Origin of the sequence: Providencia sp. JUb39, assembly GCF_012272845.1 — a bacterium.
GTDB classification, from domain to species: Bacteria; Pseudomonadota; Gammaproteobacteria; order Enterobacterales; family Enterobacteriaceae; genus Providencia; species Providencia lanzhouensis.
In genome coordinates, this window is sequence record NZ_JAAWXD020000001.1 from 661610 (window position 1) to 675387 (window position 13778).

14 protein-coding genes are annotated in these 13778 nt (G+C 42.0%); 13 read left to right on the forward strand and 1 reads right to left on the reverse strand.

Translation table 11 applies throughout. The features are described 5' to 3' along the window. Positions 1-7: 7 nt before the first annotated feature. The 9 genes from HFU86_RS02905 to HFU86_RS02945 all read left to right on the forward strand — a co-directional run bounded on the left by HFU86_RS02905 (position 8) and on the right by HFU86_RS02945 (position 8094). A complete protein-coding gene (locus HFU86_RS02905; RefSeq protein WP_036955260.1) occupies positions 8-1135 on the forward strand; it encodes a cupin domain-containing protein in 1128 nt (375 codons plus the stop codon). Positions 1136-1232: 97 nt separating this feature from the next. Beyond that, positions 1233-2144: a fumarylacetoacetate hydrolase family protein gene (locus HFU86_RS02910; RefSeq protein WP_132497113.1), complete on the forward strand. Its 912-nt coding sequence runs from the start codon at positions 1233-1235 to the stop codon at positions 2142-2144. An 18-nt stretch (positions 2145-2162) separates the two neighbouring features. Beyond that, positions 2163-3194, forward strand: coding sequence for a carbon-nitrogen hydrolase family protein (locus tag HFU86_RS02915; RefSeq protein WP_036955252.1), 1032 nt, complete (start codon positions 2163-2165; stop codon positions 3192-3194). Beyond that, positions 3191-3946 carry a maleate cis-trans isomerase family protein gene (locus tag HFU86_RS02920; RefSeq protein ID WP_282551709.1) on the forward strand — a complete coding sequence of 252 codons (756 nt, stop codon included), beginning with the start codon at positions 3191-3193 and terminating at the stop codon, positions 3944-3946. The genes HFU86_RS02915 and HFU86_RS02920 overlap by 4 nt, the downstream gene beginning before the upstream one ends. Positions 3947-4031: 85 nt before the next feature. Beyond that, entirely contained in the window at positions 4032-4484 is a 453-nt protein-coding gene (locus HFU86_RS02925) for a MarR family winged helix-turn-helix transcriptional regulator (protein WP_036955244.1), read from the forward strand. A gap of 274 nt (positions 4485-4758) precedes the next feature. After that, positions 4759-6405 (forward strand): Na+/H+ antiporter, encoded by a 1647-nt coding sequence (locus HFU86_RS02930; RefSeq protein WP_108479310.1) that lies wholly within the window; start codon positions 4759-4761, stop codon positions 6403-6405. A 245-nt stretch (positions 6406-6650) separates the two neighbouring features. Further along, positions 6651-7067, forward strand: a complete 417-nt coding sequence (locus HFU86_RS02935; RefSeq protein ID WP_132497116.1) for a YybH family protein — start codon at positions 6651-6653, stop codon at positions 7065-7067. 163 nt (positions 7068-7230) lie between these two features. Further along, positions 7231-7500: a zinc ribbon domain-containing protein gene (locus HFU86_RS02940; RefSeq protein WP_132497117.1), complete on the forward strand. Its 270-nt coding sequence runs from the start codon at positions 7231-7233 to the stop codon at positions 7498-7500. A 36-nt stretch (positions 7501-7536) separates the two neighbouring features. After that, positions 7537-8094, forward strand: a complete 558-nt coding sequence (locus HFU86_RS02945) for a class I SAM-dependent methyltransferase (RefSeq protein ID WP_187128696.1) — start codon at positions 7537-7539, stop codon at positions 8092-8094. A gap of 46 nt (positions 8095-8140) precedes the next feature. Here the strand turns inward: HFU86_RS02945 and HFU86_RS02950 are convergent, their stop codons facing one another. Beyond that, complete coding sequence (locus HFU86_RS02950; RefSeq protein ID WP_187128697.1) at positions 8141-8761, reverse strand: flavin reductase family protein; 621 nt, start codon at positions 8759-8761, stop codon at positions 8141-8143. A 674-nt stretch (positions 8762-9435) separates the two neighbouring features. On the opposite strand from HFU86_RS02950, the gene HFU86_RS02955 reads away from it, so the two are divergent. The 4 genes from HFU86_RS02955 (at position 9436) to HFU86_RS02970 (ending at position 13713) form a co-directional block, all read left to right on the forward strand. Next, positions 9436-9780, forward strand: a complete 345-nt coding sequence (locus HFU86_RS02955; RefSeq protein WP_036955222.1) for a helix-turn-helix domain-containing protein — start codon at positions 9436-9438, stop codon at positions 9778-9780. Between the two features lie 131 nt (positions 9781-9911). Beyond that, complete coding sequence (locus HFU86_RS02960; protein WP_132497119.1) at positions 9912-10463, forward strand: fimbrial protein; 552 nt, start codon at positions 9912-9914, stop codon at positions 10461-10463. Between the two features lie 75 nt (positions 10464-10538). Continuing rightward, positions 10539-11120 carry a fimbrial protein gene (locus tag HFU86_RS02965; RefSeq protein ID WP_442959168.1) on the forward strand — a complete coding sequence of 194 codons (582 nt, stop codon included), beginning with the start codon at positions 10539-10541 and terminating at the stop codon, positions 11118-11120. A gap of 88 nt (positions 11121-11208) precedes the next feature. Then, positions 11209-13713 (forward strand): fimbria/pilus outer membrane usher protein, encoded by a 2505-nt coding sequence (locus tag HFU86_RS02970; protein WP_187128698.1) that lies wholly within the window; start codon positions 11209-11211, stop codon positions 13711-13713. The last annotated feature ends 65 nt before the right edge of the window (positions 13714-13778 follow it).

Here is a 13778-nt window from a genome sequence, read left to right on the forward strand (position 1 = left end):
AAACACCATGACGATTCAGTCCCATGACCAATACAGAGAAAATGTCGCAGGACGCGCAGATGTGGAAGATACACCAGAATTGTTGGCGTATTACAAACAGTTAGATGAACTCAAAACGGGCGCATTGTGGACGGTTGCCAACAAAATTGAGCCGTGGCAGCCAAAATCTCAATCTGTGCCTGTTTTATGGCGTTACCAAGATTTACGTGAGCATGTTTTGCGTTCGGTGGATTTGGTGACTCCGGAAAAAGCAGGTCGCCGTGTTATCTACTTAAACAACCCTGGTCGTCAAGATGTGGCAGCGGCAGTGGGTTGGTTGTATTCCGGTTTACAGGTGATGCATCCGGGAGAAGCCGCTTCGGCTCACGCACATTCATCATCAGCATTGCGTTTCATCATGGAAGGGCGCGGCGCCTACACCATTGTGGAAGGGCAAAAAATGATTTTAGAAGCCAATGACTTTGTGCTGACACCAAATGGTACTTGGCATGAACATGGTGTGGAAGAAGGTGGATTACCGTGTATTTGGCAAGATGGTTTAGATATTCCATTAGTCAATGCAATGGAAGCGGGTTTCTACAAAGTTCACCCCGATTTGCATCAAGCACAAACTCGTCCAATTGATTATCCCGTTGGCATGTGGGGAGCGACTGCATTACGTCCGCACCATGTGGGATGGGATAAGCCCTATTCGCCATTATTCAAATACCAGTGGGGACCCACTTATGAAGCGCTGCAACGCGCCGCAAAAGTAACGGATGGCTCAGTATTTGATGATGTTTTAATGAATTACACCAACCCATTAACCGGCGGGCCAGTGATGCCAACGATTGGGGCTAGTATGCAGTTATTACGCCCTGGATTTGTCGGCAAAGCTCATCGTCATACGGGCAGTTTTATCTACCAAGTGGCGAAAGGAAAAGGGTATTCGATTATTAATGGGCAGCGCTTTGACTGGCAAGAGCGAGATATTTTTTGTGTGCCATCATGGATGTTCCACGAACATGTGAATACATCCCAGAGCGAAGACGCGTGTCTGTTCTGTTTTAACGACTTGCCAGTGATGCACTCCCTTGGCCTCTATTATGAAGAGGCGCTTGTGGACAATGACGGGCACCAAAAAGTGATTAGCTAACTATTTATTTTTTATAACTTTTTATTCCGATGACTTATTTTAATTGTTTACGTGAAGATTTTAGTTAGGTCTGAGACCTGACTCAAGGAGAAAAATTATGCGTCTTATTACTTACCGTTCAGATGTTACCGCAGCAGCACGTTTAGGGGCGATTGTTAACGAGCAAGTCGTGGATTTAGCGAGATTAGCTGAAGAGAATGGTCAATATCTCCCTGATAACATGCTGGATTTTATTGATTTAGGTCCACAAGGGATCCGTGCAGGTACTGAATTATTAAACGCACATAAAGGGCAATTTCCTGCGGGAACTGCATGGCCAGTACAGAATGTAAAAATTTTAGCGCCAATTCCACGCCCAAGAAAAAACATTTTTGGGATCGGTCTGAACTATGTTGAGCACGTTGCTGAGTCGAGCCGTACGCTGGATACCTCTAAAGAGCTACCAAAAGAGCCGGTTATCTTTTCTAAGCCGCCAACAACGGTGATTGGACCGGGTGATGCGATTGAACATAACAGCCAAATTACTCAGCAATTAGATTGGGAAGTGGAGTTGGCGGTGATCATGGGGACGCGTGCTAAAGGGGTTTCTGAAGCGGATGCCCTGAACTATGTGTTCGGTTATAGCTTAATGATTGATATGAGTGCACGTGATTGTCGCCGTGCGGGTCAATGGATTTACTCTAAAGGGCAGGATACCTACGCTCCATTCGGTCCTTGTATTGTGACTGCCGATGAAATTCCTGATCCTCACTCATTAAACCTGAGTTTGAAAGTTAACGGTGTAACCAAGCAAGACTCCAATACTCGCCATATGCTGTTCAATGTGAATGCGTTGATTGCTGATATCAGCAAAGGCATTACGTTGGAACCGGGGGATATTATCGCAACAGGCACACCTGAAGGGGTTGGTGCGGGTCGTTCCCCACAAGAGTGGGTATGGCCGGGTGATGTAATTGAAGCGTATGTCGAAAAAATCGGTGAGTTACGCCACCCAGTGGTTGCGGTATAACCCAAGGGAGATAGCAGCATGTTAAATCTACCTCAATTTAAGGCAGCGGCTGTACAGGCCGCCCCTGTATTCCTCGATACCGATGCTACCGTTGATAAAGTGTGTCGGTTGATTGAAGAAGCAGCGGACAATGGTGCCAAATTAGTGGCATTTCCTGAAGTGTTTGTCTCTGGCTACCCGTATTGGAGTTGGGTAATGAACCCGATTGATGGCAGCCCTTGGTTTGAAAAACTGTGCAAATCTGCCATTGAAGTTCCTGGACCTGAAATTAAAAAAATTGCCCAAGCTGCCGCTCGTCACCATATCAACGTGGTTGTGGGAGTGAATGAGCGCAATCCGAACGGAATTGCCACGTTATACAACACGTTAGTGACGATTTCTGATGAAGGTAAAATTTTAGGACGTCACCGTAAATTAGTCCCAACGTGGGCGGAAAAATTGACGTGGGCAAATGGGGATGCCTCCTCGCTGAAAGTTCACCAAACCAGCATTGGTCCTTTAGGGGCGTTGGCATGTGGCGAAAACACCAATACATTGGCACGTTTCTCGCTATTGGCTCAAGGTGAGTTGGTTCATATTGCCAGTTATATTGCACTGCCAGTGGCACCAAAAGACTATGACATGGCGGATGCGATTCGTTTACGGGCTTCTGCCCACTGCTTTGAAGGTAAAGTGTTTACCATCATTTCGTGTTCGACAGTCTCTGAAGAAATTGTTGAAGCTATGGCTGCGTCGCATCCCGAATCCCGTGAGTTGCTTGCGCGTCCAAATAGCGCGTTTTCCGGCATTATCGGCCCAGACGGTCGAGTGATTGGGGAACCATTGATTGATAAAGAAGGCATTGTATACGCTGAAATTGATTTGAATCGCTGTATTCAACCTCGCCAAATGCATGATATTACAGGGCACTATAATCGCTTTGATATCTTTGACTTACAGGTCAATAGACGTCCATTAACAGCAGCTCGTTTCCATCATGGTGGGCAAGATGTTGATGAACTTAATCAGTTTGCTGAATCGGATGACTCTTCAGTGGAGAAAGGATTATGAGCTTAGCGCGTACGTTTCGTATTGGGCAGATTGTGCCTTCATCTAATACCACCATGGAAACTGAAATTCCGGCGATATTACGCGCCCGTGAAGCGATGTTTGCAGAGCGTTTTACATTTCACTCTAGCCGTATGCGTATGCAGAAAGTGACTAAGGATGAGCTTGCCAAAATGGACTCAGACAGTGATCGCTGCGCCATTGAACTGTCAGACGCCGACGTCGATGTATTGGGGTATGCCTGCTTGGTTGCCATTATGAGCATGGGGAAGGGGTATCACCGAGTTTCGCAAAAACGCCTCCATCAATGCACAATAGATAATGGGCATCCAGCGCCGGTTGTCACTAGTGCAGGGGCGTTAGTCGAAGGGTTACATGCCATTGGCGCGAAAAAAGTATCAATTTTGACGCCATATATGAAGCCACTAACTCAACTGGTTATTGACTATATTGAACATGAAGGCATTGAAGTGGTTGATAGCATCTCATTGGAGATCCCCGATAACCTCGAGGTGGGGAGACAAAACCCATTAGCACCAGTGGAAATCACCAGAAAGCTAAATACCAATGTGGATGCGATTGTGGCATCAGCTTGCGTGCAAATGCCGTCATTACCGTCGATTCAACTTATCGAAGATAGAGTGGGCTTACCAGTATTGTCTTCGTCTGTGGCAACAACTTACATGATGCTAAAAAAATTGGGACTTGATACGCGAGTGGATGGTTTTGGCTCACTACTTAGCGGAAGATTTTAGTTAAATTATGTTAAGAGTTCGATTTCCTTCTGCTACTCTGCTAGCTTCTAATGTCATAAAACCAGAAGCCAGAAAAGAGGAATTGATGCCTGAATCGAAAGTCTTCGTTGATAATTACCTGCCTGCTCTTTTGGGGCAGGCATGGATGCTAGTTTCATCTGAATTTCATGCGGTTGTGGAAGCCAATGGGCTATCAGTGTTGGAGTGGCGAGTGCTTTCTACATTGGCCAATAATGGTTCGATGGGGATCACCGAGCTGTCACAGAAAACCGTCAGCAAGCAACCGACAATCACTCGGGTATTACAACGATTGGAACAACAAGGGCATGTGATCCGTCACAATAACCATACGGGAAGTGACCGCCGTGTGACTTTAGTGAGTGTGACTTCTAGTGGCGTTGAGCTAGTCGAAGGGTTATTGATTGCTGCGGAAGAACATGAAAGGCAAGTTTTAGCGCCTCTTGGTGTTCGTAAAAGCAAAATGCTCAAGCAGGTTTTACAAGAATTAATTGACAGACATAGCCCAGAAATCAAATAGATAAGTTGCATTAAAATACTCGGAATTATCCGTTTTTGATGAGTAATAAGGGTTTGTAACAGAAGAACAGATTAAATCCTTATAAAACACGAGTATATTGAATGGATATGTAATGTATTGGAAATTAAGTAATATCCTGTAACACAATGATTGCTATCGTAGTTTTTGATTTATTTTGTTTTTTTATTCAGTAATAAATTGATGCTTTACATTGATTTGATTTATCTATTTACTGCAAGGCAGATAACTAAGATAAACCATTATGGAGCACTCAATGTCAGTAGTGACACTTGTACTCGTTTTTTTACTTGCAGTGATCGTGAGCGTATTTGTTTCTCGATTACTTAAAGATATCATTCCATTGCCAATTATCCAGATAGCGTTAGGGGCTGCCTTATCGTTCTACGGATTTACAGTGGAATTCGAACCGCATCTTTTTCTCTTTTTATTTATTCCTCCATTGCTATTTCTTGATGGATGGCGAATTCCAAAAGAAGCCTTATTCCAAGAAATTAAGCCAATTATGTCATTGGCGATTGGCTTAGTGGTCGTCACCGTTATTGGAATGGGGTTCTTTATCCATTGGCTGATCCCAACGATTTCACTGGCGGTTGCCTTTGCACTGGCAGCTATCCTTTCCCCAACTGACCCTGTGTCGGTATCTGCAATGACAGTGAATTCGCCACTGCCATCGCGTATGGCGCACATTCTTGAAGGGGAATCTCTACTCAATGATGCGACGGGCTTAGTATGCTTTAGCTTTGCGGTTGTGGCTGCGCTGACAGGGGAATTCTCTCTGACATCTGCTGCGGGGCAATTTGTGCTGGTGGCATTTGGTGGGATAGTGATTGGTTTATTAGTCGCATGGGCAATTGGCTGGTTAAACCAATTCTTAGTCAAGCGCACAGGTGAAGAGCCAGCTATCCAAATTATGATCAGCCTGTTAATGCCTTTTACTGCGTATCTGCTGGCTGAACATTTACATGTTTCCGGGATCCTTGCTGCCGTTGTTGCGGGTATTGCGATGCACTACGAAAAAATCGCAGGGCGTATGCAAGCGGCGACTCGAATGCAAAGTAAGGCAGTTTGGGACACGGTACAAACAGGTTTGAACGGCATGATCTTTATTCTACTGGGTGAGCAGCTACCAGGGATGTGGACCAATTTGCCTCAGGTGGCCGAAGCTGCAGGTGCTAGCCATCCTTGGATGCTGTTTGTGTATGTTGCCGTTATCACCATTGCATTAGGTGCACTGCGTTTTGCTTGGGTATGGATATCAATGACCCTGACAGTTTTCCACAATCGTCGTCGTGGAAAGCAAGCGGATGAAGTACGTATTCGCATGATGGCGGTGATGGCAACGGCGGGAGTTCGCGGGGCAATTACGTTAGCCGGTATTTTAACGTTGCCATTCTTAATGCCCGATGGATCATTATTCCCGAACCGTGATGTGGCTATCTTCCTCGCGATGGGGGTGATCCTGTGTTCGCTGTTAATTGCCAGCATCGCCTTGCCGATTTTAACCAAAGGTTTAGTACAAGATTTACCTTATGATAACGATGAGATTCGAGCTCGTCTGGCACTCAATGAAGCAGCAATGGCACATATTCGTGAGCTGATGAACCACCCTTCTGATGATATGGATGAAATTGCGATGCGTACCGAAGTGGGTGCTCAGCTGTTAGAAATTTATGGTCGTCGTTTAGATAATACGGATGAAACAGAGTCAGATGTGTTTGATTTACATCGGATGATCGAGATGGAACGTTCGATGTCAGATTCGGCTCTGAAGGCGAAGCGGGAAGCGTTATATCAAATGCGTAAAGGGAAAAATATCAATGAGCGAGTGTACCATCGCTTACGTGATGAGCTTGATTTAAAAGAAGAAACATTAAATCACCATAAGAGTTCAAAACACTAGTTTCTAATTTACGACTAAAGGGCTTAAGGTGACTTAAGCCCTTTTTATATACTCATTGAAAAAATTTTTATTGCTGATAATGTAATCTCTAATTACATTCAGGAAAAAATTATGTCACAGCATGTAGCTCACCTCATTATTATGATGACCATCACTTAACTGGTGGGAGTTTGCTACATCCTCAACCCGCCAGATAAGGCGGGTTTTTTGTCCTTGTCTGGTTAGCATTCAACAAGGAGCCCTCTATGAATCTTTTCGACAATACTCAACAACACACGCAAGAACTTGAAGCCTTAATTGCCAGTGCAGATCGTGCCATCACAGAAGAAAATTTTAGCTATTTAATGGATTTTTATTCTGAGAATGGCTCGTTAGTGGTGAAAGACGGTTTACATGTCCATGGAAAAGAGAACCTAAAGAAAGCATTTTCTGCTATCGCTGAATTTTTTAATCACAGCCTGCAAGTGTCTCAAGGTACGGTGAAAGTTATTTTTGGTGAAGATTGCGCCTTAGTCTTAGCTGAAACTATTTTGAGTGCGCAAATGCAAGATGGTACGCCGTTTAATACTGTGCGAGATGCCACCTACGTATTTAAACTCATCGACGGTAAGTGGCTATGTGTGATTGATAATTCTTATGGAACTTCACTGCTCAAATCCTAAGGAAAGCTTTGCCTCATTCACCCGCGTGTATCATGAAAAAATAGCGATATTCAGTTTACGTAATAAATGGTTTTTTATTGTAATTATTCAGTTTTATTGTTGTCTCTGGAGTTAAGTCTAAGGTTTATACTCGGGACAAGAATAACAGTGGAGGATATTTATTATGTCAATTTTCAGCTGGTTATTTAACCTCGACAGAAATCGCTATAACTCGAAACGCGATAACCAATATCGGGGTCATTCAGGGCATGGCAGCAGTTCCAAGCATGGTTCTCGAGGTAAGCATGGTGGGGGTTATCAGCACAATGATGGTCGAGGCGAAGACAACTATTTTTCACACGGACAAAACATCCAAAAAATAAGATGCCGACAATGCAAAAGTGCCGTAGACCCAAATGCCAATTTTTGCGGTGAATGTGGAGCATCAATTTAAGGAAATAGAAAAGGTATTTTTGATTCAGGAGGAAGCATGGCGGAATCGTTTTTTTCTCATAAAAATCATTACCAGCTCTACGTTAAGAATTTCATTGCGTCACCAGCTTCGATGGGAACGGTGTTCCCATCATCTCGTTGGTTATGTCATACCATGATTGACAATATTGATTGGGCTCAATGTCATCAAATTGCAGAGATTGGTGCGGGTAACGGCGTCATGACTCGCTATATTGTGAACAAAATTACGACGCAAACACGTTTAGACCTCTATGAAATTAATCGTGATTTTATCGATATTTTAAATCAGATTGATGACCCGAGAGTGGCTGTTAATCCATGTTCAGCAGAATATTTATTGGGTGATTATGATTTGATTATTTCAGGAATTCCTTTTCTGTCCCTGAATAAAAAAACCAGCATGCGAATATTAAAACAGGTGCATCAGAGCCTATTAAAGAATCAGGGTAAATTGGTGTTATTTCAGTATACCCAAGGTTGTGAACCGCTATTTTCACGTTATTTTTCATTCACAAAAGAACGTGTGTATCGCAATTTTCCACCTGCTTGGGTGTATACCTGTGTCCCCAAATAATGAATCTTAGGCCGGCGTGATAGAAACTGGCCTAAGACTTTTTACGTTATTTAGGGCGATACATTTCGAGTTTTTGCTGCTCTTCAATCCAATAATAATCCGCAGGTCCGCCTGCCCGCATCAAAGGTTTTTGGCGAGCACTGTTATATAAGCCTTGCTCTAAGGTAGCTTCATCGATATGCACCATCACCACTTCTCCCATGACCATCCACGTATCCAATAGGCTACCGTCAGCGCGTTTTAATTGCTGATATTCAGTGACCACACACTCCATGGAAACAGGCGTTTGGGCGATGCGCGGAGGCGTAATCAATGTGGACGGTAAGGTGGAAAGCCCAGTAAGGTCAAACTCACTTTCTCCACGAGGTAACATTGCACTGCTTGAATTGACCTGCTGCCCAAGCTCAAGAGTTGCAAGATTATAAACGAACTCACCTGTTTCGATTGCATTGGTGACGGAATCTTTTTTCCCAACGCTCGAGAAGACCAAAATGGGCGGTGAATAATTAAAGATATTGAAGAAGCTATAGGGCGCAAGATTGGTGTTACCTTGCTTATCGCATGTGGAGATCCAACCAATAGGGCGTGGACCAATTAATGAGGGGATCGGATCATGGGGAAGCCCATGACCTTGTTGCGGTTGGTAGCTGTAAAACTGAGTTGTCATTATTGGCTCCTTTTTTTGTTATCCTAACGGATTAATTTATTCTAGTTAATATTAGAAAATGAAAAGTGCACGATATGCATAGTTTAAGCATGATATGGATAATGGTAAATTTATCATGATTAATATGACTTATTTTGATGAATTTAAATTATATTTAAAGATTTATTGAATGAATTTATAAAACACAAAATATGAGTTATTTAAGTGTATTTTTATTTCTCATTAAAATATTAAGTTTTATGTTTGATATTTTTTTTTTTATTTTAATAAATTTAATTAAGTTATTATATACGGTATTTATAATTTAATAATTCTCTATTATTTAAATTTAAATAATATTTTTAAAGAATTATCATGATTAAGATAAGTGAATATTTAAATTACTAGCTAATTATATCATATTGTCTTATTTATATAATCTATTGATATTTAATATTATATAAATAAAATTCAGATATAAAAACGATCAATAAAGTTAATTTGATAGGTATTAACTATTAAATGATATAATTTCGATCGATATAAACGTATTTACAGATTTATTTACTGTATCTATATTTTAATAAATTAAATTTCCTGCACTTTGGATATATCCATTTTTTATTACGCTATTTGCTCAATGAATTGGCTACCTTTGAGTAAATAAAATTAAAGCTATTTAAACTGGTTTTAATATGATGAAAAACAAATATCGATTACGTGAAGAAGTTGGTTTATTTATTCGGGAAGCACGGCTTAATTGCTCATTAACAGGTGAGGAATTAGGGCGTATGCTTCATATTAGTCAACAGCAAATATCTCGCTATGAACGTGGTATTACTAGTGTAAATATAGAAACGCTTGATGCCATATTAAAGAAATTAGGTAAGGATTGGTCTGAATTCTTTTTCAAAGTTATTGCTAACTATTCAGATGAAATAGCAGAGATAAAATTACAAGATAATTTTTTATTTCAAGATAAAAAATCAAAATATTCCTATTACGATAAATTAAAATTCAAAGCCTTACATGATCTTTAATCATGAGTAATTAAATTAACATGTTCTTCGGTGGTTATATAACTAATTGTTATTTAATGTTTTTCTGTTCCATTAATTATTTAATGGTGTATTGCGTTTCTCCTATTTTTAAACGAAAGGAAAGTCATTATATGAAACTTAATCAGTTAGCAATCATTACACTGCTGGCAACATCAGCGACTTCTTTTAGTGTAATGGCAGAGAATACAGGTACGGTGAATTTTATCGGTACAGTGGTGACTTCACCCTGCAATATTGCACAACCATCGTTAAAACAAACTATTGATTTTGGTCAGCTTTCTCGCCGTGGTTTAGAGAATGGCAGAACGGCTGAAGTGAATTTTAATATTGAATTAACAGGGTGTGATTTTTCAGATTACACCAAAGATGGTACAGGGGCGTCAGCAGCGGTGAAAAGCATGGAGTTAGTCTTTACAGGGCAAAATTACGCCGATGCGGGTAACACTTTGCTTTCAACTTCTCCGGGCAATGCAAACAACGTAGGTATTGGTATTGATGGTTTTGAATTTGGCAAAGCTAAGGATATTTTATCGAGAATTATCAATAAGAAGGGGGATAACACCTTAACCTTCAAAGCATTAGCTAAAGCGATTGATACCACAAAAGATGTCGCTGAAGGTAAGTTTAGCGCCGTAACTAACTTCCGAATTACCTATCAGTAAGCATCTGAGTCTACCGCCAGTGAATAACTGGCGGTATCAATACGGAGTTGAAGGAGAAAGTTGAGGGAGACAATTGTGATTGTTTATCAACGGGTAACTCGCCAATTAGCTCAACTGATGACGATGACCATTCTGATGTGCCTGATGATTTCGGGGGCGGCGGCGAATAAAAAAATAGAGCTTAATGGCAGCGCAACATTGAAAGGTATTGTTATCGCTACACCGTGTTCGGTTGTAATGGAAAATAGATTTCAAACGATTGATTTTTCACCTTTGGCAATCCCCCTGCTTGGTACAAAGCTGCAGCGTGAGCAGCATAACCAACCTTTTATTATTGAGTTACGAGACTGCGGAAGCCTTTACTCTTTACTCGACAGTAAAACATGGTCTATTCGATTTGCAGGGGAAACAGCGGAACACATTGATGCATTTGTACTAAGAGGCGCATCACAAGGTCTCGGGGTTTCTGTCCTTGATAGCCGTTTTAATACATTGATTCCAGGGCAATATTACCCTTTGGCAAATAATGTATTACGGCAAGACAAATCAGGGAAAGCGCTCTATCTACAGTACTTTTTACGTCTAGAGCTAACTGGGCGACCTATTCAAGCGGGTAACTATCAAGGGTTAATCCGTTTTTTTATCGATTATCAATAACATCGATTATCAATAAATTGCAGATAAACATGATCTCGAAGTCATTTTCGAGAGGGGCACACTCGTCGCATTTGGGATGGTATAGAGCATGATGTTCAAACATAGCAAACTAAGACAGACGATTTTATTGGCGCTAATTATAGGGATTGGCAATAGCTATGCTGCTGAATTTAATACCGATGTGTTAGATGCCGAAGATATGAATAACATTGATATGAGCCAGTTCTCTGTTGCGGGATATGTTCCACCTGGAGACTATGTTTTGACTGTTTTTGTTAACGGTCAGCGTTTAGGCGAGCCGAGAGATGTTGCTGTTTTTGATGATAAAAGTACAAAAAGTGTAGGTTCTCAGCAAGTGTGTTTGGCACCTCAGTTGCTGGATTTTATGGGACTAAAAAAATCTGCGGAGGAAAAAGTCACATTATTTCATGATGAAAAATGTTTGAATTTTTCGGCTCTGGCTGGGGTACAAACCAAAGTGGATTTGCCTTCTATGTCCCTAAAAATGACCATTCCCCAACTGTGGATGGAATATCGTGATCCTTATTGGGTTCCCCCAAAATTATGGGAAGAGGGGATCAATGGTTTGTTTGTGGACTACAGTGCGAATATTTCTGCCACAAAAGAGACCGATGGCGACAAGCGTGTTTACTTATCTGGTAATGGAACATCGGGCATTAACATTGGGGCTTGGCGGCTGCGCGGTGACTTCAATGGGACTTATCAAAAGCAACATGGAGGCAGTTATTCGCAAGAAAAACACAACTTTGATTTCAGTCGGTTATATGCTTTTCGATCATTGAAAGAAAGCGCTGCTTTGCTCACGCTCGGGGAAAATAACTTTTACTCGGACGTGTTTGATTCTTGGCAATACACGGGTATTTCGATTGAAAGTGATGATCGCATGTTGCCGCCAAAATTGGTGGGATATGCTCCTGAAATTATCGGTGTGGCGAAAACTAACGCCATTGTGATCGTTCGCAGTCAGGATCGGATCATTTCAGAAACCTCGGTGCCACCGGGACCTTTTCGCATTCAAACCCTTGATAGCGGGATCCGTGGTGTGCTGGATGTGACGGTACGTGAAGAAAGTGGGGAAGAGAATAAATTTAGTCTTAGTACTGCATCGCTGCCCTATTTAACTCGTCCGGGTCGGGTAAATTATAAAGCGGCGCTAGGGAAAACACGTTATGACAATCGACATTTAACGGGAGATCCCGTCATTAGTGGTGAATTGTCATATGGTGTATCAAATGCGTGGTCGCTGTATGGGGGAGCTCAACTTAATGCCTATTACCAAAGTGCCGCTTTAGGGATTGGGCGTGACTTGTTCTCTTTTGGGGCCGTCGCGGTGGATATTACCCAATCTTTTGCTGATTATTCAGATGACAATAAAGGTCATTTACAGGGGCGCTCTTACCGTTTTAATTATGCGAAGTCATTCGAGGATCTTCGTACAGATATTACTTTTGCGGGCTACCGTTTTGCCGATAAAGAGTATCGAACGTTAATGCAATATATGGATGAGGACAGAACTGGGCATTCACCGCGAGCCACCAAGGAAAATTACCAAGTCTACTTAAATAAATATTTTGATGATTTTAACCTCTCGTTAAATTACCAGTACAGCACCTATTGGCAGGATGACCCACAAACCCAGTACGGTTTATACGCCAATACGAGCCTGAATTTTGCTTCCCTTTCCCAATATAGCGGCAATATTGCTATCTCTGCGACGCGAACAGAGCGAAGTAATGGTTATGAAGATGATGCCATTAACCTTTATTTGACGATCCCGCTGTACAGCGGACATAGCTTGACGTTTTCTGAGTTGTACTCTCGTTCCAATAAAAAGAATCAATATAACCATAATGTGGGATATAGCGGTTATGGGGAGAGGGATAATTACAGCCTAACGATGGGGTATAACCACGGGCAAGATGTGGATAGCCAAACGAGCTTGAGCGGTTTTTATTCCCGTGATCTCTCGGATGCCAGTGTGTCCATTAATGGCAGCTATGTCCCTCATCAATACCGCAGTATTGGGGCATCGATTAATAGCGGGATCACAATAACGACCAAGGGAGCCGCGCTGCATCTCTCTGCCCACGGTGATACTCGCTTAATGGTGGAAACTTCAGATATTGGCGGCGTACCACTGAATCATGGCGTTACAAAAACCAACCGCTTCGGTTTAGCGGTGATCCCAAATGTGAATAGCTACCGTAAATCCTCGGCTTCCATTAATACCAGTAAATTACCGAACAACATTGAAGCGCTCAGTGCTACCAGTGATATCACGCTCACAAAAGGCGCGATTGGCTATCGAAGTTTCCCTGTGATGAAAGGGGAAAAACTCTTCTCGGTGATCACCTTACCGAATGGCAAAAATCCTCCGTTTGGCGCCAGTGTGCGTAATGAGGCGAATCAAGAGCTGGGAATTGTTGGGGAAGAGGGCGTGACCTGGCTGGTGGGTATCGAGAAAAATGCCGCGTTGTGGGTCTATTGGCGCAACCAAAAACAGTGTCAGATAACGTTGCCAGATAGGTTAACCACATCCTCTTCAATGCTGTTACTGCCATGCCAAAAATAACCGGCATGCCAAAAATAACAAAATTTTTATTATCTTTAATCTATGGGGTTGATTATGTTGAACTT